Annotated in this window: 18 protein-coding genes, 2 tRNA genes and 1 pseudogene; 17 read left to right on the top strand and 4 right to left on the bottom strand. The window is 67.6% G+C overall.

All coding sequences use genetic code 11. The features are described from left to right. Nucleotides 1–14 precede the first annotated feature (14 nt). Together A6W98_RS17860 and A6W98_RS17855 are read left to right on the top strand one after the other, a co-directional pair. Nucleotides 15–935 carry an MBL fold metallo-hydrolase gene (locus A6W98_RS17860; protein ID WP_042463925.1) on the top strand — a complete coding sequence of 307 codons (921 nt, stop codon included), beginning with the start codon at nucleotides 15–17 and terminating at the stop codon, nucleotides 933–935. A 70-nt stretch (nucleotides 936–1,005) separates the two neighbouring features. Next, a tRNA-Asn gene (locus A6W98_RS17855) sits at nucleotides 1,006–1,080 on the top strand. Nucleotides 1,081–1,177: 97 nt separating this feature from the next. Here A6W98_RS17855 and A6W98_RS17850 read toward each other — a convergent pair. Further along, entirely contained in the window at nucleotides 1,178–1,396 is a 219-nt protein-coding gene (locus A6W98_RS17850) for a hypothetical protein (RefSeq protein WP_042463923.1), read from the bottom strand. Continuing rightward, nucleotides 1,393–1,623, bottom strand: coding sequence for a hypothetical protein (locus A6W98_RS17845; RefSeq protein WP_042463922.1), 231 nt, complete (start codon nucleotides 1,621–1,623; stop codon nucleotides 1,393–1,395). The genes A6W98_RS17850 and A6W98_RS17845 overlap by 4 nt, the downstream gene beginning before the upstream one ends. 358 nt (nucleotides 1,624–1,981) lie before the next feature. Here A6W98_RS17845 and A6W98_RS17840 point away from each other — a divergent pair, with 358 nt between their 5' ends. Then, entirely contained in the window at nucleotides 1,982–2,197 is a 216-nt protein-coding gene (locus tag A6W98_RS17840; RefSeq protein ID WP_042463921.1) for a DUF1127 domain-containing protein, read from the top strand. 153 nt (nucleotides 2,198–2,350) lie between these two features. After that, nucleotides 2,351–2,424 (top strand) — tRNA-Gly (locus A6W98_RS17835). 467 nt (nucleotides 2,425–2,891) lie between these two features. Here A6W98_RS17835 and A6W98_RS22405 read toward each other — a convergent pair. Both A6W98_RS22405 and A6W98_RS21550 read right to left on the bottom strand, forming a co-directional pair. Then, nucleotides 2,892–3,224, bottom strand: coding sequence for an AAA family ATPase (locus A6W98_RS22405; protein ID WP_042463920.1), 333 nt, complete (start codon nucleotides 3,222–3,224; stop codon nucleotides 2,892–2,894). Between the two features lie 100 nt (nucleotides 3,225–3,324). Further along, entirely contained in the window at nucleotides 3,325–3,501 is a 177-nt protein-coding gene (locus tag A6W98_RS21550; protein WP_155735156.1) for a hypothetical protein, read from the bottom strand. Between A6W98_RS21550 and A6W98_RS17825 the strand changes: the two are divergent. The 13 genes and pseudogenes from A6W98_RS17825 to A6W98_RS17765 form a co-directional block, all read left to right on the top strand. Next, nucleotides 3,441–4,264 (top strand): annotated as a pseudogene (locus A6W98_RS17825) (IS3 family transposase); the annotation flags it as partial. The gene A6W98_RS21550 and the pseudogene A6W98_RS17825 sit on opposite strands and share 61 nt — an antisense overlap. A 423-nt stretch (nucleotides 4,265–4,687) precedes the next feature. Then, nucleotides 4,688–5,716, top strand: coding sequence for a BMP family protein (locus A6W98_RS17820; protein WP_042463917.1), 1,029 nt, complete (start codon nucleotides 4,688–4,690; stop codon nucleotides 5,714–5,716). Continuing rightward, nucleotides 5,716–7,245 (top strand): ABC transporter ATP-binding protein, encoded by a 1,530-nt coding sequence (locus A6W98_RS17815; protein ID WP_042463915.1) that lies wholly within the window; start codon nucleotides 5,716–5,718, stop codon nucleotides 7,243–7,245. The genes A6W98_RS17820 and A6W98_RS17815 overlap by 1 nt, the downstream gene beginning before the upstream one ends. Then, nucleotides 7,235–8,281, top strand: a complete 1,047-nt coding sequence (locus A6W98_RS17810) for an ABC transporter permease (RefSeq protein ID WP_042463913.1) — start codon at nucleotides 7,235–7,237, stop codon at nucleotides 8,279–8,281. The genes A6W98_RS17815 and A6W98_RS17810 overlap by 11 nt, the downstream gene beginning before the upstream one ends. Beyond that, nucleotides 8,281–9,225 (top strand): ABC transporter permease, encoded by a 945-nt coding sequence (locus A6W98_RS17805; protein WP_042463911.1) that lies wholly within the window; start codon nucleotides 8,281–8,283, stop codon nucleotides 9,223–9,225. The genes A6W98_RS17810 and A6W98_RS17805 overlap by 1 nt, the downstream gene beginning before the upstream one ends. 1 nt (nucleotide 9,226) lies before the next feature. After that, nucleotides 9,227–10,510 (top strand): amidohydrolase family protein, encoded by a 1,284-nt coding sequence (locus A6W98_RS17800; RefSeq protein ID WP_042463910.1) that lies wholly within the window; start codon nucleotides 9,227–9,229, stop codon nucleotides 10,508–10,510. 47 nt (nucleotides 10,511–10,557) lie between these two features. After that, nucleotides 10,558–11,883, top strand: coding sequence for a sensor histidine kinase (locus A6W98_RS17795; RefSeq protein ID WP_042463908.1), 1,326 nt, complete (start codon nucleotides 10,558–10,560; stop codon nucleotides 11,881–11,883). Beyond that, nucleotides 11,880–12,872 carry an NADH-quinone oxidoreductase subunit B family protein gene (locus A6W98_RS17790; protein ID WP_042463906.1) on the top strand — a complete coding sequence of 331 codons (993 nt, stop codon included), beginning with the start codon at nucleotides 11,880–11,882 and terminating at the stop codon, nucleotides 12,870–12,872. Before A6W98_RS17795 ends, A6W98_RS17790 begins: the two co-directional genes overlap by 4 nt. Next, entirely contained in the window at nucleotides 12,869–14,293 is a 1,425-nt protein-coding gene (locus A6W98_RS17785; protein WP_042463904.1) for a nickel-dependent hydrogenase large subunit, read from the top strand. The genes A6W98_RS17790 and A6W98_RS17785 overlap by 4 nt, the downstream gene beginning before the upstream one ends. Further along, the gene (gene hypF, locus A6W98_RS17780; protein WP_406678830.1) at nucleotides 14,247–16,529 is read left to right on the top strand and encodes a carbamoyltransferase HypF; all 2,283 of its coding nucleotides are present in this window, start codon (nucleotides 14,247–14,249) and stop codon (nucleotides 16,527–16,529) included. The genes A6W98_RS17785 and hypF overlap by 47 nt, the downstream gene beginning before the upstream one ends. A gap of 214 nt (nucleotides 16,530–16,743) precedes the next feature. Next, nucleotides 16,744–17,838, top strand: coding sequence for a hydrogenase small subunit (locus tag A6W98_RS17775; RefSeq protein WP_042463902.1), 1,095 nt, complete (start codon nucleotides 16,744–16,746; stop codon nucleotides 17,836–17,838). Nucleotides 17,839–17,841: 3 nt separating this feature from the next. Next, nucleotides 17,842–19,632 carry a nickel-dependent hydrogenase large subunit gene (locus tag A6W98_RS17770; protein WP_042463900.1) on the top strand — a complete coding sequence of 597 codons (1,791 nt, stop codon included), beginning with the start codon at nucleotides 17,842–17,844 and terminating at the stop codon, nucleotides 19,630–19,632. Nucleotides 19,633–19,646: 14 nt separating this feature from the next. Beyond that, nucleotides 19,647–20,228, top strand: a complete 582-nt coding sequence (locus A6W98_RS17765) for a HupE/UreJ family protein (RefSeq protein ID WP_042463898.1) — start codon at nucleotides 19,647–19,649, stop codon at nucleotides 20,226–20,228. Nucleotides 20,229–20,236 lie beyond the last annotated feature (8 nt).

Genomic DNA, 20,236 nt, shown 5'->3' with positions numbered 1-20,236 from the left:
ACGAAAGGGGAATGATGGACGAGCCCGCCACCTTTGATCCCATGCCCGGCCGGGTCGACCGGCTGGCACCGGGGCTGCGCCGTGTCCTCGCCCCCAACCCCTCGCCGATGACCTTCCGCGGGACCAACAGCTACATCCTGGGCGAGGGAGAGGTGGCGGTGGTCGATCCCGGCCCGGCGCTCCGGCCGCATCTCGACGCATTGCTGGCGGCGCTCGCGCCCGGCGAGAGGGTCACGCGGATCCTCGTCACCCATTCCCATCTCGACCATTCCGGTCTGGCCCGTCCGCTGGCCGAGGCGACCGGCGCGCCGGTTTTCGCCTTCGGAGACAGCAGCGCCGGCCGGCGGGCCGATCTGGCCGGGCTCGCGGGGCTTGGGGGCGGGGAGGGGGTCGACGCCGCGTTCCGGCCGGATGAGCGTCTGGCCGACGGGGCGGTGCTGGTCACCCCTGACTGGCGCCTGACCGCCCTGCACACGCCGGGCCATATGGGCAACCATCTGTGTCTGGCCTGGAGCGGTCTCGACCCGGACGGAGCGGCGCTTTTTACCGGCGATCATGTGATGGGCTGGGCCAGCTCGATGGTCTCGCCCCCCGATGGCGATCTCGGTGCCTTCATGTCATCGCTCGAGCGGCTGGCCGGACGGCCCGAGCGCTGTTTCCTGCCCGCCCATGGCGCCCCCGTCGCCGATGGCCCGGGACGGGTCGCGACGCTTGCCGCCCATCGCCGTGCCCGCGGCGCGCGACTGCTCGCGCTGCTCTCCGAAGCTCCGGCGACGCCTGCAGCCCTGGCCCGGGCGATCTACACCGACACGCCGCCCGCTCTGCTGCCGGCCGCGACCCGCAACGTTCTGGCGCACCTCATTGAATTGAGGGATAAATCTCTTGCCGTCGCCGAGGGTGGAGCAGTGACAGAGGCGGTCTGGCGGCTGGTCTGACGCCGTCTGAATTTTTTCGCCAGATCCCTCTGGACGCGCCTGAAACGACTTGCTATATGCCCTCTCACGTTCCGGCGTAGCTCAGCGGTAGAGCAGTTGACTGTTAATCAATTGGTCGTAGGTTCGATCCCTACCGCCGGAGCCAAAATCTCCTAGAGATTACAACACGATAAAGGCCGCCCCGAAGGGCGGCTTTTGTCGTTTTTGGTAGGCTCTGCAACAACTCTACAACATTAGGCGGTTCACACCTTCGCTACGGCAAGGCGTCTGCGCAAAACGTCGATTTGCTCGATGGTATGGCAGAGCGCCCACGGCGACTGCCGCTCTTGGTCGATCAACTGTGCTGCGATCTCGGCAGCAAGCCGTTGCGTCGGCTTGCCATGGAACGCATCTCGGTCACGCAACGTCTCTTGCAGTTGGTCGCGCAGCTTCGCCCTCGCGCGGGTCTGATCGTGGTTCATGCTGACACCTCGCTATTCTTGACGGCTTCGGTCAGGTTGGCGAGCAAATCGCGAACTTTGTCGGCGGACGGTTCGTGTTGCATGATGATCGACAGCAGTTGAGAATCGCCGGTGTCGGTCAGGTTGAACGAGTAGCCGTTGAGTTCCAGTGTGGCTTCACCCCACTTCTCGGCGGCGTCAGCCACGGCCATGGCCGTTCGAATGCTTGTCAGGGAATATTCTTTCATTGATGGCGTTCCTTTCACTTTGCCATTGTGTTCACTACAGTCCGCTTGCGCGGTGAAGCTCCGGAAAGTCCTGCCCTCCCGAGGCAAAGGCAAGACGCCGCGAAAGGCGGCTTCGACGCTTGATCGTCCGGTCATAGGCAACTGCTCTGGTAAGAGGGCAGACCGATCCGGCCTCCCGGCCCTCGTGCAATCGGCAGGGCGGAGTGACCGGAAAGCCACAATGATACCGCCCCCAGGGTCAATGTTTGCAGCTCCCTGCGTCCCTTGCAGGAGGTGCATGGCGGCAATACCGGGTCGGCGATTGTGCCCATGGTGCAATTCCTTAGATGTCTGACGCCAGTGACCAAAGGACAAGACCATGACCACGCTGACCCATGTCGCCGCACCGAATGCGGCTTTCATCACCCGCCTGAGCGCCCTCGCCGAAGACATCCGCCAGGCCGGCCGCCGCTATGGCATCCGCCGCCAGACCATCCGCGAATTGTCGGCCCTGTCCGACCGCGACCTGAAGGATCTGGGCATACACCGTTGCGATATCGGCGCGATCGCCGCCGAAGCCTCCCGCAACGCCTGACCGGCGCTCCGACGGGGACCGGGGCCGCGCCTTGTGCGAGGCGCCCGCCCCCGCCGAGCGCCCCGCACTTCCCTTCGATCCGGTCCCGCCCGCCCCGGCCCAACAAGCGACTTGACCTGAGTAGGGACGTGACATACCTACGATGTGCCTTTCGCGGGTATGGTGAAATGGTATCACACGAGCCTTCCAAGCTCTTGGTGCGGGTTCGATTCCCGCTACCCGCTCCACACCCTCCCCAAGCCGGACATCGCCCCCTAGGGCCTGAATGTTCGGAATGTCTTTCGCGCCGAGTACCTCATGCGCGGTCATGCCGGGTTTTTTCCCGTATCTTCCGAAACCGCTCGCACCACCAGCTTTTACAGCTACGAGACTTATCGGCACGACGCGGATATCCGCACCGCAACGCAGGACCTGCCGCCCGCATGTCCGGGTCAGAGGTCTTGCAGGACGCCAAGCGCGGAGCGGGCCCTGACGTCGGCGCCACCGCGGCCCGCTCGAATGCGAGTTTCAACACGCCGAGGGCCGTTGATGCAGGCGATGCGGAGCTGGATTTCGGCAGCTTGGCGGCACCGATCTCGTGATGCGACCCTCTTTCCGCTGGACGTCAGGCCGCGCCTCTGCGCCCGACCATCCGGTCGCTCTCGTGGCTCAGTCTGCGAGCGATGAGACAAGCGATCGAACGGTCCGTTGTTGCTCAGCGACAGCTGTCAGTGTCGGGTTCTTGCGAAACACTCTGGCACGCGCCGCAGCCAAAGGGAGACCACATCCTGCGGCAGGCGCGCGGCTTCGATGAATTCATGAAGGATCGCGTGAGGTTGTCCGCCAGCACTTTGCCCAGGATCCGCCTGATGTCCGCGATCGACGGAGGTGGCATCCGCTCAATTTGGTCAATGCGTCCAGGGCGTGTGATCGCAGGGTCCAGTCTGCTGATCTGGTTGCAGTCCCCGATCAGGATCACGCCCAGCGTGCGTGTCAGTCGGTCGATTTGCTGGAGGAAGCCGTTCACCACTTGCGTGCGGCAGCTCATCCCATGCTGATCGCCGCCGAAGCGCGATCCGGCACGGTTGTTCGAGCCCTGACCCATTCCGGGACAAGGCGTCATGGTGCCGGGACGATGTTTGTTCAGGTCAGGCGGCGAAGGGCTCGTACTCGGCGCAACCCTCTGGGCAGGCCAAGGCTTCAACCGGGTTGAGCATGTCGAGCATGCAGACCTCGTCAAACTGCTGCCGACCGCGCGCGAGCATCTGCGAGACGCGCCGCTCCTCTGGCCGGGCTTGATCCGCGTGTCTATCGGCGAAGGTCAAGCAGGCCGCAGGACCAAGGACTGCGTCAGCGTTTGAAAGAGTTGTCCGGGGAACGCAGGCGGTTCGGTTATCGGCGCCTGCACATTCTGCTGAACAGGGAGGGCTGGAAAGTGAACTGGAAGAAACTCTATCGGATCTACCTCGAAGAGGGCCTGACGGTGCGCAAGCGTGGTGGCCGGAAACGGGCGATTGGCACCCGTGCGCCGATGGCAACCCCGCAAGGCCCGAACCAAAGATGGTCGCTGGACTTCGTGTCGGATAGCCTGTCAGACGGGCGTCGTTTCCGGGTTCTGTGCGTCATCGACGACTTCAGCCGGGAGTGCCTGGCCTGCGTGGTCGACACGTCCCTTTCCGGGCAACGCGTGGCGCGTGAACTGGACAACATCGCCCGACTGCGCGGCTCCCCCTGCATGGTGGTCAGCGACAACGGAACGGAACTGACGTCGAACGCCATCCTGAAATGGCAGGAGGGTCGCAAGGTCGAGTGGCACTACATTGCCCCTGGCAAGCCAATGCAAAACGTTCGCGGCTCGCTCGAACCGATGGCGCTGCGACGCTCACCGTGGAAAGCTTCAATGGCCGACTGCGTGACGAGTGCCTGAACGAGCACATGTTTGCCAACTTGCGCCATGCCCGAGACCTGATCGCGGCTTGGCGCGAGGATTACAATCACCACCGCCCGCATTCGAGCCTCCACGGGCTCATCCCGCGGGAGTATCACCAACGGTCAGTAGAGGACCAAAACCTGAACAGAGCGAACTAATAACCGCGGACTCTACGGGGAGCAGGTCAGGGCTCGTCAGTTCCGGTTCGAAAGCTTGATGCGGATGCCCGGGTCGCGCGCCCTGGCGGCCGCCGATGCGGGCAATCCTGAGGGCGGCCGGGTCATAGCTGGATGCCGCCAGCGTTCGGGCATGACCGGCCTAACCGCCCCGGCGCTGCCGCTGTTGCCGTTTCCGGCCGATGCCGATCCGCGATGCGGGGCGCGGGCCCATATGGACGAGGCGGGAACGGCCTGGATGGAAAGCGAATTGCCCATTCATCGGGCAGGCGTTGCGCCCCGGCCCTGGAAACGAGCGGTCTTTCCTTCGCCGGTCGCCCGTGGCACTGTCCGGGCATTCCAAAATCCCGGCCGATGGCGCCGAATGCCGTCATCCACGGGGACAGGTTAACAGGGGATGAAGGTATGGCGACAACGCGGGACGGGATCGCGATCGGACGGCGCGGGCTCTTGCTGGGCGGGGCCGGTGCGGCGGCCGGGCTGGGGCTTGGGCTCTGGCCGCGGCGCGGGCTGGCGGCCGAGCCGGTCAGCGTGGCGGGCATCTACACGGTGCCGGTGGAACAGCAATGGGTGAGCCGGTTGCACAAGGCCGCCGATGCGGCCAGGGCGGCGGGAGAGATCACCTATGCCTTCTCCGAGAACACCACCAATACCGACTATCCCCGCGTCATGCGCGAATATGCCGAGCAGGGCGTCAAGCTGATCATGGGCGAGATCTTCGGGGTCGAGCAGGAAGCGCGCGAGGTCGTGCTGGACTATCCCGAGACCGCCTTCCTGATGGGCTCGTCCTTCAAGCCGGACCCGGATTATCCCAACCTCGCCGTCTTCGACAACTATATCCAGGATGCCTCTTATCTCTCGGGCATCGTCGCCGGGGCGATGACCAAGACCGGGAATATCGGCATGGTCGGCGGCTTCCCGATCCCCGAGGTGAACCGGCTGATGCATGCCTTCCTGGCTGGCGTGCGCGAGGTGAAGCCCGACGCCACCTTCCAGGTCAGCTTCATCGGATCCTGGTTCGACCCGCCGAAGGCCAAGGAAACCGCCTTCGCGATGATCGAGAACGGGGCCGACCTGCTTTATGCCGAACGCTTCGGCGTCTCGGATGCGGCGCAGGAAAAGGGCGTGCTGGCCATCGGCAATGTCATCGACACCCAGCCCGACTATCCCGAGACCGTGGTCGCCTCGGCGATCTGGGACTTCGCGCCGACGCTGGCCGCCGCGCTGAAGAACGTCTCGGCGGGCAGCTTCAAGGCGGATGATTACGGCGTCTATTCCTTCATGAAGGAAGGCGGCTGTTCGCTGGCGCCGCTTGGCACCTTCGCGGGCAAGGTTCCGCAATCGGCCATGGATCTGATCGCGCAGAAAGAAGCCGCGATCAAGGCGGGCGATTTCATCGTCGAGATCAACGACAAAGAGCCCAAGTCCTCCTGATGTCCGGCAACCGACCGGTCGTCCTGAAGCTCGAGGGGATCACCAAGAGCTTCGGGGCGCTGAGAGCCAATGATAATATCGGCTTCGCCCTGCACAGGGGCGAGGTCCTCGCGCTTCTGGGCGAGAACGGCGCGGGCAAGACCACGCTGATGAACATCCTCTTCGGCCATTACACCGCCGATGCGGGCACGGTCGAGGTGATGGGGCAGGCCCTGCCGCCCGGCCAGCCCGGGGCGGCGCTGGCCGCGGGCGTCGGCATGGTCCATCAGCATTTCACCCTGGCGGGCAATCTCACGGTGACAGAGAACATCCTGCTGGGCACCCGGCCGCTCTGGCGGGCGGGTCTGGGGCGTTCGGCCGCGCGGGCGCGGATCGCGGCGCTGTCGCGGGATTTCGGCCTCGCGGTGCGGCCCGACGCCAAGGTGCGCGATCTCTCCGTCGGCGAGCGCCAGCGGGTCGAGATCCTGAAGGCGCTTTACCGCGAGGCGCGGGTTCTGATCCTCGACGAACCCACCGCCGTTCTGACCCCGCAGGAGACCGACGCGCTGCTGGCGACGCTCAGGAAGGCCGTGGCCCGGGGCCTGTCGGTCATCTTCATCTCGCACAAGCTGCACGAGGTCATGGCCGCGGCCGACCGGGTGATCGTGCTGCGCCATGGCCGCGTCGCGGGCGAGGTCGCCACCGCCGAGACCGACCGCCACCGCCTGGCCGAGATGATGGTGGGCGAAGAGGTGCGCCTGCCGCAGCCCTCGACCGCCACACCGGGCCCCGCGCTGATGTCGCTGAAGGAGGTCACCTGCCATCCCGAGGGCAGCCGCTCGGGGCTGAACCGCGTCACCTTCGACCTTCGGGCGGGGCAGATCACCGGGCTTGCCGGCGTGTCGGGCAACGGGCAGGGCGCGCTGGCCGATCTGGTCTCCGGCATGACCGCGCCCGATGAGGGACGGCTCGAGGTCCATGGCGCCGAGGTCAGCCTCTGGTCGCCCCGCGCGGCGCTGGCCGCCGGGGTGGGGCGCATTCCCGAGGATCGCCACGCCACCGGCTCGATCGCCGATTTCACCCTGACCGAGAATGCCGTTCTCGAGGATTACGCCCGTCCGCCCTACAGCCGCCATGGCTGGATGAACTGGCGCGCGGCGCGGACCCATGCCGAGAAGATCATCGCCGCGTACGATCTGCGCTGTCCCGGGCCCGAGGCCCGGATCCGGCTGCTGTCGGGCGGCAACATGCAAAAGCTGATCCTGGGGCGCGCGCTGGAGGCGGGGCCCAGGATCATTCTGGCCAACCAGCCCGTGCGCGGGCTCGATATCGGGGCTCTGACCTACGTGCAGGAATGCCTGATCGCGGCGCGGGATGCGGGCGCCGCCATATTGCTGATTTCCGAGGATCTCGACGAGGTCCTGGCGCTGTCCGACGTGATCCATGTCATGTCCGAGGGGCGGCTGTCGCCCGGCTTCCCGCGCGGCTCGAAGACACCGGCGGAACTGGGGGCCTGGATGGCGGGGCAGGGGTTCGACCATGCGGCTTGATCCGGTTCACAATCCGACGCTGACCCGCCGCCTGGGCCTGCCGCTCGCGGCGCTGGCCTTCACCGTCGCGGTGGCCTCGGGGCTTGCGAAACTTGCAGGCGCCGACCCCTTCGCCACGCTGGGGCTGATCGTGAAGGGCGCCGCGGGCTCGAAATTCGCGCTGCTCGAGACCCTGAACCGGGCGACGCCACTGATCTTCACCGGGCTTGCCGTGGCCGTGGCCTTCCGTGCCCGGCTCTGGAATATCGGCGCCGAGGCGCAGCTATACGCAGGCGCGCTCCTGACCGTGCTGGTCGGCACGCAGCTCGGCCTGCCGGGCGCGGTCGCGATCCCGGCAATGGCGGTGGCGGCGATCCTCGCGGGCGCGCTGGTGCTGCTGGGACCGGCGGTGCTGAAACTGAGGCTCGGCGTCGACGAGGTCGTCACGACGCTTTTGCTGAACTTCATCATGCTGCTCTTCATCTCGATGCTGCTGGAAGGCCCGCTGAAGGACCCGATGGGCATGGGTTGGCCGAAATCGCCGCCCATCCCGCGCGACGCCCGCCTGCCGCGGCTGATCGAGGGGCTGAGGCTGCACTGGGGCTTTGGGCTGGCGCTGATCGCTGCCGTGTCGGTCTGGCTGATCCAGATCCGCACGACCCTGGGCTACGAGATCCGCGCGGTGGGGCTGAACGCGCAGGCCGCGCGCTTCGCGGGCATCCCGGTCAACCGGGTGATCGTCAAGACCGCGCTCCTGTCGGGCGGGCTGGCGGCGCTGGCCGGGTTCTCCGAGGTGGCGGGGCTGAAGGGCAACCTGACCCTGGATCTGAGCCCGGGCTTTGGCTACACCGGCATCGTCGTCGCGATGCTGGCGCTTCTGCACCCCTTGGGCGTCGTTGCCTCGGCGATCTTCGTGGCGGGCGTCTTCGTTGGCGCCAACAGCATGAGCCGTGCGGCCGATGTGCCCACCTATATCGCCGATATCTCGGTCGCGGTGGCGCTCCTGTCGATGGTTCTGGCGATCCTTCTGACGAAATTCCGCGTGGTGAGGGGCTGATGGAGATCCTTGACATCCTTCTGTCGGCCAGCTTCTGGGCGGCGGTCCTGCGCATCGCCTCGCCACTGATCTTCGCCACCATGGGAGAGCTCATCTGCGAACGCGCGGGCGTTCTGAACCTCGGGATCGAGGGGATCATGGTCGCGGGCGCCTTCGCGGGCTGGATGGCGGTCTATGCCGGGCTCGGGCTCTGGCCGGGACTGCTGGTCGCGCTTCTGACCGGCATGGCCTTCGGCGCGCTGCACGGGGTTCTGACCGTGCCCTTCGGGCTGTCGCAGCATGTCGTGGGCCTCGGCATCACCATGCTGGCGACCTCCAGCGCCTATTACGCCTACCGCCTGTCGCTGCCCGAGGTCACCAGCCCGCCCCGGATCGAGCCGTTCCAGCCGCTGCATATCCCGGGCCTGTCCGATTTGCCCTTCTTCGGCGAGGCGCTGTTTTCGCAGACCGCGCTGACCTATCTGGCCTTTGCCTGCGTCATCGCCGTGGCGCTGGTTCTTTACCGCACGCCGCTGGGCCTGGCGCTCCGCGCGGCGGGCGAGAACCCGGCCGCGGTCGAGGCGCAGGGGCTGTCCGTCGCCGCGATCCGCATCGGCGCGGTGATGGCCGGCTCGGGCCTGATGGCCGTGGGCGGGGCCTTCCTGACCATGTCGGCCTTTTCCTCCTTCTTCTTCGAGATGGTGAACGGGCGCGGCTGGATCTGCATCGCGCTTGTCGTCTTCGGTGCGTGGCGTCCGGGCAAGGCTTTGATCGGTGCGCTCTTGTTCGCGGCCTTCGACGCGCTACAGATCCGGTTGCAGCAGACGCCTCTGGGCGCCGACATCCCCTACCAGGTCTTCCTGATGGTGCCCTATGCGCTGTCGATCCTGGCGCTGGTCCTGATGTCGCGCCGGGCCGAGGTGCCTGCCGCCCTGATGACGCCCTTTAACCGCGGAGAACGCTGACATGGCCGAGTTCGACCTTCTGATCGTCGATGGAAACCTGCCCGATGGACAGGTGGGGGATATCGGGATTTCGAAGGATCGGATCGCGGCGATCGGCGATCTGTCGGGCTCGACCGCCGGACGGGTGATCGACGCGGCGGGCGATCTCGTCTCTCCGCCCTTCGTCGATCCGCATTTCCACATGGACGCGACGCTGTCCTACGGCACGCCCCGGATCAACGCCTCGGGCACGCTGCTGGAGGGGATCGCTCTGTGGGGCGAGCTGAAAGAGATCGCGACCGTCGATCAGATGGTCGAGCGCGCGTTGGCCTATTGCGACTGGGCCGTAAGCATGGGGCTGCTGGCGATCCGCAGCCATGTCGATACCTGCGATGACAGCCTCAAGGGCGTCGAGGCGATGCTGGAGGTCCGCGAGAAGGTTCGCCCCTATCTCGATCTGCAACTGGTCGCCTTTCCGCAGGACGGTTTCCTGCGCGATCCGACGGCCAAGGCCAACACCCTGCGCGCGCTCGACATGGGGGTCGATGTGGTGGGCGGCATCCCGCATTTCGAGCGCACGATGGAGGATGGCCGGGCCTCGGTCCGCGAGCTTTGCGAGATCGCGGCCGAGCGCGGGCTTCTGGTCGACCTGCATTGCGACGAGACCGACGATCCCCTCAGCCGCCATGTCGAGACGCTGGCTTATGAGACCCAGCGGCTGGGGCTGCAGGGCCGGGTCAATGGCAGCCATCTGACCTCGATGCATTCGATGGACAATTACTATGTGTCCAAGCTCTTACCGCTGATGGCCGAGTCCGGGCTTTCGGCGGTGCCGAACCCGCTGATCAACATCGTGATCCAGGGGCGCCATGACAGCTTCCCGAAGCGGCGCGGCCTGACCCGGGTGAAGGAGATGCAGGCCCATGGCATCACCGTCGGCTGGGGTCAGGACTGCGTGCGCGACCCGTGGTATCCGCTGGGCACCGCCGACATGCTGGACGTCGCCTTCATGGGGCTGCATGTGGCGCAGATGACCTCGCCCGCCGAGATGCGGCAGTGCTTCGAGATGGCCACCACCGAAAGCGCGAAGATCCTGCATCTGGACGGCTACGGGCTTCATGAAGGCGCCCAGGCCTCGCTGGTGATCCTCGATGCGGGCGACGCGATCGAGGCGATCCGGCTTCGGCCCGCCCGCCTGGCGGTGATCTCGAAAGGCAAGGTGGTGTCCGAGACACCGCGGGCCGATGCGAGGCTCGACCTGCCGGGACGCCCGACGGGCGTGCGCCGCCGCCACCACGTGAATTGATTTGCGCCGTGGAAGGAGGAGGTTATCCTCCGCCCGAGGGAGGACAGATGGCACGGGACATCACCAGGGGCCTTGTCTCCGGCGAGGGCGAATTCTCGGACGCGGTCTGGGCCGATGTGCTGTCCGCGGTCGACCGGACCTATGTCGATCTCGTCGACTATCAGGAACAGCTCGAGGCCAAGAATGCCGAGCTCGAGACGATGCGCTCGTTTCTCGGCTCGATCCTCGCCTCGGTCTCGGACGTTCTGATCGTGGTGGCCCGCGGCGGCCGGGTCGAGGAGGTGTCGGCCTCGACCGCGCTCCGCACCGGGGCCCCGCGCGAGGGCTTTGCCGGGCGCCCGGTCACCGAGCTGTTTTCCGAAGCCGACCGCCCCGCGCTCGAGGCGGCGATGACGCGGGCCGGTCAGGGCCGCTGTCCGGTGATGCTCGAGGCCGGGCTGATCGCGGCCGAGGGCGAGACGCCGCTTGAACTGTCGCTGTCGCCCCGCATGGACGAGCGCGGCCGGGTCACCGGCCATGTGCTGACCGGCCGTCCGCTGGGCGAGCTGCGCCAGGCCTATGCCGAGCTTGCCGCCAGCCATGACGAGCTGAAGGCGGCGCAGGCGCTTCTGGTGCGCAACGAAAAGCTGGCCTCGCTGGGGCGGCTGCTGGCGGGCGTCGCGCATGAGCTGAACAATCCGATCAGCTTCGTCTATGCCAATGCCCATGCGCTGGAACGCTATGCCGGCAAGTTCGAATCCTATTTCGAGCGGGTGCAGTCGGGCGCCGACCGTGCCGAACTGGTGCGGCTGCGCGAGGAGCTGCGTCTCGACCGCGAGATCCGCAACCTGCGCGATGCGGTGGCGGGGGCCCGCGACGGGGCCGAGCGGGTGCGCGACATCGTCGAGGATCTGCGGCGGCTCTCTTCCGAAGGCTCGGGCGAGCGGGTGGCGTTCGATCTGGTCGAAACCGCGCGGGTCGCGGCAAGCTGGGTGATGCGCGGCTCGCGGGGCGATGTCGAGATCGCGTTTGCCGGGGCGGACAGGGTGATGGCGCTGGGGCGGCCCGGCCATGTCCAGCAGGTGGTGATGAACCTGGTGCAGAACGCGCGGGACGCCGCCGGGCCGGGCGGGCGGATGGAGCTCTGGTTCGGCGCCGAGGCCGAGGCGGCGGTCCTGAAGGTAAGCGATGACGGCCCCGGCGTGCCCGATGCGGTCAGGACGCTGATCTTCGATCCGTTCTTCACGACCAAGGAGGTCGGGCAGGGGACCGGGCTCGGCCTCGCGATCAGCGCCAAGATCGCGGCCGAGCATGGCGGCCAGCTCAGTCTGTGCCCGGTCGGGACGGGGGCCTGCTTCCGGCTCGACCTGCCCTTGGCCGGAGACCGGCCATGAATGTGCTCTGGCTTCAGGCCTCGGGCTGCGGCGGCTGCACCATGTCGCTGCTCTGTGCCGAGTCGCCGACGCTGTTCGATCTGTTCGAGGGCGCGGGCATCCGGTTTCTGTGGCATCCGTCGCTGTCCGAGGCGACCGGAGCCGAGGCGCGCGCGCTGCTGGAGGCCGTTGCCGCCGGCGACATCCCGCTCGATGTGCTCTGCGTCGAGGGTGCCATTGCCCGCGGGCCGAAGGGGACCGGGCGGTTCCAGATGCTGTCGGGCACGGGACGCTCGATGCTCGACTGGGTCGGGCGGCTGGTGCCGCGGGCCCGGCATGTGGTGGCGGTGGGCTCCTGCGCGGCCTTCGGCGGTGTCACCAGCGCCGGTGGCAACCCTTCGGACGCGGCCGGGCTGCAATATGAGGGCGCCCATCCGGGCGGTATCCTGCCGCCCGAATTCCGCGACCCGACCGGGCTGCCGGTGATCAACGTGGCGGGCTGCCCGACGCATCCCGACTGGGTCACGGAAACGCTGATGCTGCTGGCCGCGGGCGCGATGGGGCCCGAAGATCTCGATGCGCTGGCCCGGCCGCGCTTCTATGCCGAGCATCTGGTCCATCACGGCTGTCCCAGGAACGAGTTCTACGAATACAAGGCCAGCGCTACCGCGCTTTGCGAAATGGGCTGCATGATGGAGCATCTGGGCTGCGTCGGTACCCAGGCGGTGGGCGATTGCAACATCCGCCCCTGGAACGGGCAGGGAAGCTGCACCCGTGCGGGCTATCCCTGCATCTCCTGCACCGCGCCCGAATTCGAGGAACCCCGCCACGCCTTCACCGAAACGCCTAAGGTCGCGGGGATCCCGGTCGGGTTGCCCTCCGACATGCCCAAGGCCTGGTTCATGGCGCTGGCCTCGCTGTCGAAGGCCGCGACGCCCGAGCGGCTGGCGAAGAACGCCACCGCCGACCGGATCGAGGTGCTGCCGCGCCCGGGCAAGCCGCGCGGATGACCGGAACGCGCCTGATCGTGGGCCCCTTCAACCGTGTCGAGGGCGATCTCGAGGTGCATCTGGATATCGCCGAGGGACGGGTGCGCAGCGCCCGGGTCAACGCCCCGCTCTATCGCGGTTTCGAGCGGATGTTGACCGGCCGTCCGGCCTCGGACGCGCTGACCATCACGCCGCGGATCTGCGGCATCTGCTCGATCAGCCAGTCGGCGGCGGCAGCGCGCGCACTGGCCGATGCAGGCGGCCATGAGCCCGCGCCTGCGGGTGCGGCGATGGCCGCGCTGATCCACGCGATCGAGAATGTCTCGGACCATCTGGTCCATTTCAACCTGTTCTTCATGCCCGATTTCGCCCGCCCCGCCTATGCCGGGCGGTCTTGGCACGCGCGCGCGATCGCGCGCTTCACCGCCGAACAGGGCGCGGCGCCCCGGGCGGCCATCGCGATGCGGGCCGAGCTGATGCATGTCCTCGGGCTGATGGCGGGCAAATGGCCCCATACGCTGGCGATCCAGCCCGGCGGCGTCACCCGCGCCCCGGGGCCGCGCGACAAGGTGCGGATCGCGGCAAGCCTTGCCGCCTTTCGCCGCTATCTCGAGGCCGAGCTGTTCGGCGCGCCGCTGGAGGATTTCGTGGCGCTGGGCACGCGCGAGGGGCTGATGGGCTGGGACCGGGGCGATGCCGGCCTGTTTCTCGAGATCGCGGCCGATCTAGATCTCGATGCGCTGGGCCGGGGCTCGGGGCGGTATCTCAGCTTCGGGGCCTATCCGCTGGCCGAAGGGCATGGCTTTGCACCGGGCATCTGGAAGGACGGGCTGCTGCCGCTCGATCTGGGCGGGCTCTGCGAGGATCTCTCGCATGCCTGGATGCTGGGCGGGGCGGCGCACCCGTCCGAAGGCCAGACCCTGCCCGACGAGGACATGCGTGCCGAGGCCTACAGCTGGTGCAAGGCGCCCCGGCTCGACGGGCTCGGCTACGAGACCGGGGCGCTGGCGCGTCAGGTGATGGCCGGGCATCCGCTGGCTGTGGCGCTGGCGGGCGGCGGGGTGATGACCCGCGTCGCCGGGCGGCTGCTCGATCTGGCCCGGACCCAGATCTTCATGGAGGACCTCCTGCGCTGGCTCGATCCCGCGGCGGAGTTCATGCGCCCCGCGCCCAAAATCCGCGAGGGCGAGGGCGTCGGGCTGGTCGAGGCCGCGCGCGGCGCGCTGGGCCATTGGCTGCGGGTCGAGAACGGACGGATCGCCTCTTATCAGATCGTGGCGCCGACGACCTGGAATTTCAGCCCGCGCGATGCCTCGGGCACGCCCGGCCCGCTGGAAGCCGCGCTTGAGGGCGTGCCGGTCGCCGAGGGCAAGACGACGCCGCTGGCGGTTCAGCATGTGGTGCGCAGCTTCGATCCCTGCATGGTCTGCACGGTGCATTGAGGTGGTGCCGGGCCGCGAGATCCGGGTGCGGGGGCAGGTGCAGGGCGTGGGCTTCCGGCCCTTCGTCTGGCAGCTGGCGCGGGAATTCGGGCTTGTCGGCGAGGTTTTCAACGATGCCGAAGGGGTGCTGATCCGCGCGGCCGGGGGCGATCTCGACGGCTTTCAGGCCGCGCTGTCGGCCCGGGCGCCGGGGCTGTCGCGGATCGACGCGCTCGAGGCGCGGGATTGCCGCTTTGACGCGGTCCCCGAAACCTTTGCCATTGCCGCCAGCCGGGGCGGGGCGGCCCGGACCCGCGTCACCCCCGATGCCGCCACCTGCCCGGATTGCCTGGCCGAGATCGCGGGCGGGGGGCGCAGGCAGGGCTATGCCTTCACCAACTGCACCCGCTGCGGGCCGCGCTTCACCATCCTGCGCGGGTTGCCCTATGATCGGGCGCAGACCACCATGGCGGGCTTTTCCATGTGCCCGTCCTGCCGCGCCGAATATGGCGATCCGGCCGACCGCCGGTTCCACGCCCAGCCCATTGCCTGCCCCGATTGCGGCCCCCGGCTCTGGCTGGAGCGGGCGGGAGGGGCGGTTGCCGCGGGCGATCCGCTGCCCCTGGCGGCGGATCTGCTGCGGCAGGGTGGCATTCTGGCGGTCAAGGGGCTGGGCGGCTTCCATCTGGCCTGCGATGCGGGCAACCCCGCGACGCTCGACCGGCTGCGCCGTGCCAAGCGCCGCCCGGCCAAGCCCTTTGCGCTGATGCTGCGCGAGGCCGATCTGGCGGCGGTCTGCACGCCCTCGGCCGCCGATCTGGCGCGGCTGCGCGATCCGGCCGCGCCCATCGTTCTTGTGCCCGGCACCGGCGCCCTGCCCGAAGCGGTCGCGCCGGGGATGACGCGGCTTGGGGTGATGCTGCCCTATACGCCGCTGCATCACCTGCTGCTTGCGGCCGTGGCGCGGCCTTTGGTGATGACATCGGGCAATCTGTCGGGGGCGCCGCAGGCGGTTGGCAATGACGAGGCCCGCGCGCTGCTGGGCGATCTTGCCGATGCCGTGCTGCTGCATGACCGCGAGATCGCGCGCAGGCTCGATGACAGCGTCGAGCGGGCCGATCCGCCGATGATCCTGCGCCGGGCGCGGGGGCGGGTGCCCGGAACCCTGCCGCTGCCCGAGGGGGTCGGGGGCGCGCCGCAGGTGCTGGCGCTGGGCGGGCAGATGAAATCGGCGATCTGTCTCGTGAAGGGCGGGCAGGCGCTGCTGTCGCATCATCTGGGCGATCTCGACGAGGCGGATAGCTGGGACGCGTTCCTTGGCGCCATGGCCGATTACGGCGCGCTTTTCGATCACCGTCCGGCACTGGTCGCCTGCGACGCCCATCCGGGCTATCGCGCCACGCAGCATGCCGGGACGTTGGGCCTGCCGGTGATCGAGGTCCAGCATCACCACGCCCATCTGGCCGCCTGCCTGGCCGAGAACGGCTGGCCGCGCGCAGGCGGGCCGGTGGCGGGGATCGTGCTGGACGGCACCGGTTACGGCCCCGACGGAACGGTCTGGGGCGGAGAGCTGCTGCTGGGGGACTATCGCGGTGTCGAGCGGGTCGGGCATCTGGCGCCGGCGCCGCTGGTCGGGGGCGATGCCGCCGCGCGCGAGCCATGGCGCAACCTGCTGGTCCGGCTCGATGCGGCGGGGCTGGCCGACAGCGCCGACCGGTGGCTCGCCGACCGGCCGCGTGCCGCGCTGCGGGCGGCGGCGCGTGCGGGGCTGAACGCGCCCGCATCCTCCTCGGCCGGCCGGCTCTTCGATGCGGTCGCCGCGGCGCTGGGGCTTTGCGTCGGGCGGCAAAGCTACGAGGGCGAGGCCGCGATGCGGCTGGAGGCATTGGCCGAGGGCTGTCCGGCGGACCGGCCCTACCGCTTTGCGGGCCTCGATCCGGCTCCGGCGTTTCGGGAGATGATGGGCGATATCGAGGCCGGAGTTCCCCATCCGCTCGTTTCGGCCCGGTTCCATACCGGGCTTGCGCGCGCCTTCGCCGATCCTGCCCGCGCCCTGGTCGAGACCGGCCGCGCGCGGGCGGTTGTCCTGTCGGGCGGCTGCTTTCAGAACGCGCGGCTGCTGGCCGAGACGCTTGCCGCCCTGCGCGGGGTCAAGGTCCTGATCCATAGGGAAACTCCGGCGAATGACGGCGGGCTGGCGCTGGGGCAGGCCGTTATTGCCGCAGCGGGCGAATTGCCGCAGATGGAAAGTTTCTGATCGGTGAGCCTGAAAGGCGACAGGTAACTTTTCGCCAAATCCCCGGCAGAGGTCGGGGTTAAGACAAGTAAACGCCTGAAATAAAACAGGATTAACGCGATTTTAAGGAGGTTGCGGAAAACCTTGCCCGGTCAGGGCCGGGTTTGCTTGCATGCACCGGCATACTGAGCCGCCGCTTCCGCCGGCGTCCGGGTCATGGGATGGGAGGACCGACTTGGCTGAAATCGAAACCTTCTACGAGGTCATGCGGCGCCAGGGGATCACCCGGCGCAGCTTCATGAAATACTGCTCGCTGACGGCGGCGGCGCTGGGTCTCGGACCCGCCTTCGTGCCGAAGATCGCCCATGCGATGGAAACCAAGCCGAGAACGCCGGTGATCTGGGTCCACGGTCTGGAATGCACCTGCTGCTCGGAAAGCTTCATCCGCTCGGCGCACCCGCTGGCCAAGGATGTCGTGCTGTCGATGATCTCGCTCGACTATGACGACACGCTGATGGCGGCGGCGGGCCATGCGGCCGAGGCGGCGCTGGAAGACACGATCGAGAAATACAAGGGCAACTACATCCTTGCGGTCGAGGGCAACCCGCCGCTGAACGAGGACGGGATGTATTGCATCATCGGCGGCAAGCCCTTCGTCGATCAGCTGCGCCATGCGGCCGAACATGCCAAGGCGATCATCTCCTGGGGGGCCTGTGCCTCCTATGGCTGCGTGCAGGCCGCGGCGCCGAACCCGACCCGCGCGACCCCGGTGCACAAGGTCATCACCGACAAGCCGATCATCAAGGTGCCGGGCTGTCCGCCCATCGCCGAGGTCATGACCGGCGTCATCACCTACATGCTGACCTTCGACCGCATGCCCGAACTCGACCGCCAGGGGCGGCCGAAGATGTTCTATTCCCAGCGCATCCACGACAAGTGCTACCGCCGTCCGCATTTCGATGCGGGCCAGTTCGTCGAGACCTGGGACGACGAATATGCGCGCAAGGGCTATTGCCTCTACAAGATGGGCTGCAAGGGGCCGACCACCTACAATGCCTGTTCCACCGTGCGCTGGAACGAGGGCGTCAGCTTCCCGATCCAGTCGGGCCATGGCTGCATCGGCTGTTCCGAGGACGGGTTCTGGGACCAGGGCTCGTTCTACGACCGGCTGACCACGATCAAGCAGTTCGGGATCGAGGCCACCGCCGATCAGATCGGCTTTGCCGCGGCCGGAGCGGTCGGCGCGGGCATCGCCGCCCATATCGCCGCTTCGGCCCTGAAGCGGGCCCAGAAGAAGTCCCAGGACAGTACCCAGAAAGAGGAGGTGTAAGCCATGGTCGCCACTCCGAACGGCTTCGACCTCGACAATACCGGCCGCCGCATCGTCGTCGACCCGGTGACCCGGATCGAGGGCCACATGCGCTGCGAGGTGAATGTGGACGATGAGGGCATCATCCGCAACGCGGTCTCGACCGGGACCATGTGGCGCGGGCTCGAGGTGATCCTCAAGGGCCGCGATCCGCGCGATGCCTGGGCCTTCACCGAACGCATCTGCGGCGTCTGCACCGGGACCCATGCCCTGACCAGCGTGCGCGCGGTCGAGGATGCGCTCGGGATCTCGATCCCGCAGAATGCCAACTCGATCCGCAACATCATGCAGCTGAACCTGCAGATCCACGACCATATCGTCCATTTCTACCATCTGCATGCGCTGGACTGGGTGAACCCGGTCAATGCGCTGCGGGCCGATCCCAAGGCGACCTCCGAGCTGCAGCAGGCGGTTTCGCCCAGCCACCCGCTTTCTTCCCCGGGCTATTTCCGCGACGTGCAGAACCGGCTGAAGAAATTCGTCGAAAGCGGGCAGCTGGGGCTTTTCAAGAACGGCTACTGGGACAATCCGGCCTATCGGCTGCCGCCCGAGGCCGACCTGATGGCGACGACCCATTACCTCGAGGCGCTGGACCTGCAGAAGGAGGTGGTGAAGATCCACACCATCTTCGGCGGCAAGAACCCGCATCCGAACTGGCTGGTCGGCGGCGTGCCCTGTCCGATCAATATCGACGGCACCGGCGCGGTCGGCGCGATCAACATGGAGCGGCTGAACATGGTCAGCTCCATCATCGACCTGTGCATGACCTTCGTGAAGAACGTCTACATTCCGGATGTCGTCGCCATCGGCGGTTTCTACAGGAACTGGCTCTATGGCGGCGGGCTGTCGGGGCAGGCGGTCATGGCCTATGGCGACATTCCCGAGAACCCCAACGATTTCTCGGCCGAGCAGCTGCATTTGCCGCGCGGCGCCATCATCAACGGCAACCTGAACGAGGTGCTCGACGTCGATCCGCGCGACCCCGAGCAGGTGCAGGAATTCGTCGACCATTCCTGGTATACCTACGGCACGCCCGGCAAGGGCCTGCATCCCTGGGACGGCGTGACCGAGCCGAAATTCGAGCTTGGGCCCAATGCCAAGGGAACCAAGACCAATATCCAGGAGCTCGACGAGGCGGCCAAGTATTCCTGGATCAAGGCGCCGCGCTGGAAGGGCCATGCGATGGAGGTGGGGCCGCTGGCCCGCTATGTCGTCGGCTATGCCAAGGGCCATGAGGAAATCAGGGGCCAGGTCGACGGGCTTCTGCGGACCATGGACCTGCCGGTCGAGGCGCTGTTCTCGACGCTGGGGCGTACGGCGGCCCGCGCGCTCGAGGCCGATTATTGCGCGCGGTTGCAGAAGCATTTCTTCGACAAGCTGATCACGACCTGCCGCAACGGCGATACCGCGACCGCCAATGTCGAGAAATGGGAGCCGAAGACCTGGCCCAAGGAGGCCAAGGGCGTCGGCATGACCGAGGCGCCGCGCGGCGCGCTGGGGCACTGGATCAAGATCAAAGACGGGCGGATCGAGAACTATCAATGCGTCGTGCCCACCACCTGGAACGGCAGCCCGCGCGACACCGCCGGCAATATCGGCGCCTTCGAGGCGGCGCTGATGGACACCAAGATGGAGCGTCCGGACGAGCCGGTAGAGATCCTGCGCACGCTGCACAGCTTCGATCCGTGCCTGGCCTGCTCGACCCATGTGATGGCGCCGGACGGGCAGGAACTGACCCGGGTCAAGGTTCGCTGAGGGAGGAGACGAGGATGAGGAAATATCTGCTTGCCGGGGCCCTGGCTGCCCTGGCCGGACCGGCGCTGGCCCATACCGGGCAGGGCGCTGCCTCGGGGCTGATGCACGGGATGCTTCATCCCGTGACCGGGCTCGACCATCTGCTGGCGATGCTGGCGGTGGGGCTCTGGTCCGGCTTTGCGCTGCGGCGCCGGGTCTGGGCCGGGGCCGCCACCTTCATGGGCGCGATGATCGCGGGGGCGGCGCTGTCCTGGGCGGGGGTGCCCATTCCGGGCGTCGAGGGCATGATCGCGGCCTCGGTCGCGGTGTTCGGCCTGCTCGCGCTGTTTGCCCGTCAGGACCAGCCGCGCTGGCTCACGGGCGGGGCGCTGGCGGCGATCGCGCTTTTCGGCGCCTGCCACGGGCATGCCCATGCCTCCGAGACGACCGGGGCGGCGCTGGCCTATCTGGGCGGGTTCCTGCTGTCGACCGCGGCCTTGCATCTGATCGGCATCGCGGTTGCCCGCGGCGTGGCCGATCTGCGCGCGGCCCGGATGCTGCGCGGCGCCGCTGGCGGCACGCTGCTCGCCTCGGGCGCCTGGCTTCTGGCAGGGTGAGGGACAGT

The sequence above is a fragment of the Rhodovulum sulfidophilum DSM 1374 genome, from assembly GCF_001633165.1.
Classification (GTDB): Bacteria; Pseudomonadota; Alphaproteobacteria; order Rhodobacterales; family Rhodobacteraceae; genus Rhodovulum; species Rhodovulum sulfidophilum.
The sequence above is the reverse complement of the archived record's forward strand: the minus strand, read 5'-3'. Positions and strand labels throughout refer to the sequence as shown.

Coding starts and splice junctions, on each gene's coding strand:
- A6W98_RS17860 (WP_042463925.1), top strand. CDS start 15: ATGGACGAGCCCGCCACCTTTGATCCCATGCCCGGCCGGGTCGACCGG.
- A6W98_RS17850 (WP_042463923.1), bottom strand. CDS start 1,396: ATGAACCACGATCAGACCCGCGCGAGGGCGAAGCTGCGCGACCAACTG.
- A6W98_RS17845 (WP_042463922.1), bottom strand. CDS start 1,623: ATGAAAGAATATTCCCTGACAAGCATTCGAACGGCCATGGCCGTGGCT.
- A6W98_RS17840 (WP_042463921.1), top strand. CDS start 1,982: ATGACCACGCTGACCCATGTCGCCGCACCGAATGCGGCTTTCATCACC.
- A6W98_RS22405 (WP_042463920.1), bottom strand. CDS start 3,224: ATGAGCTGCCGCACGCAAGTGGTGAACGGCTTCCTCCAGCAAATCGAC.
- A6W98_RS17820 (WP_042463917.1), top strand. CDS start 4,688: ATGGCGACAACGCGGGACGGGATCGCGATCGGACGGCGCGGGCTCTTG.
- A6W98_RS17815 (WP_042463915.1), top strand. CDS start 5,716: ATGTCCGGCAACCGACCGGTCGTCCTGAAGCTCGAGGGGATCACCAAG.
- A6W98_RS17810 (WP_042463913.1), top strand. CDS start 7,235: ATGCGGCTTGATCCGGTTCACAATCCGACGCTGACCCGCCGCCTGGGC.
- A6W98_RS17805 (WP_042463911.1), top strand. CDS start 8,281: ATGGAGATCCTTGACATCCTTCTGTCGGCCAGCTTCTGGGCGGCGGTC.
- A6W98_RS17800 (WP_042463910.1), top strand. CDS start 9,227: ATGGCCGAGTTCGACCTTCTGATCGTCGATGGAAACCTGCCCGATGGA.
- A6W98_RS17795 (WP_042463908.1), top strand. CDS start 10,558: ATGGCACGGGACATCACCAGGGGCCTTGTCTCCGGCGAGGGCGAATTC.
- A6W98_RS17790 (WP_042463906.1), top strand. CDS start 11,880: ATGAATGTGCTCTGGCTTCAGGCCTCGGGCTGCGGCGGCTGCACCATG.
- A6W98_RS17785 (WP_042463904.1), top strand. CDS start 12,869: ATGACCGGAACGCGCCTGATCGTGGGCCCCTTCAACCGTGTCGAGGGC.
- hypF (WP_406678830.1), top strand. CDS start 14,247: ATGTGGTGCGCAGCTTCGATCCCTGCATGGTCTGCACGGTGCATTGAG.
- A6W98_RS17770 (WP_042463900.1), top strand. CDS start 17,842: ATGGTCGCCACTCCGAACGGCTTCGACCTCGACAATACCGGCCGCCGC.
- A6W98_RS17765 (WP_042463898.1), top strand. CDS start 19,647: ATGAGGAAATATCTGCTTGCCGGGGCCCTGGCTGCCCTGGCCGGACCG.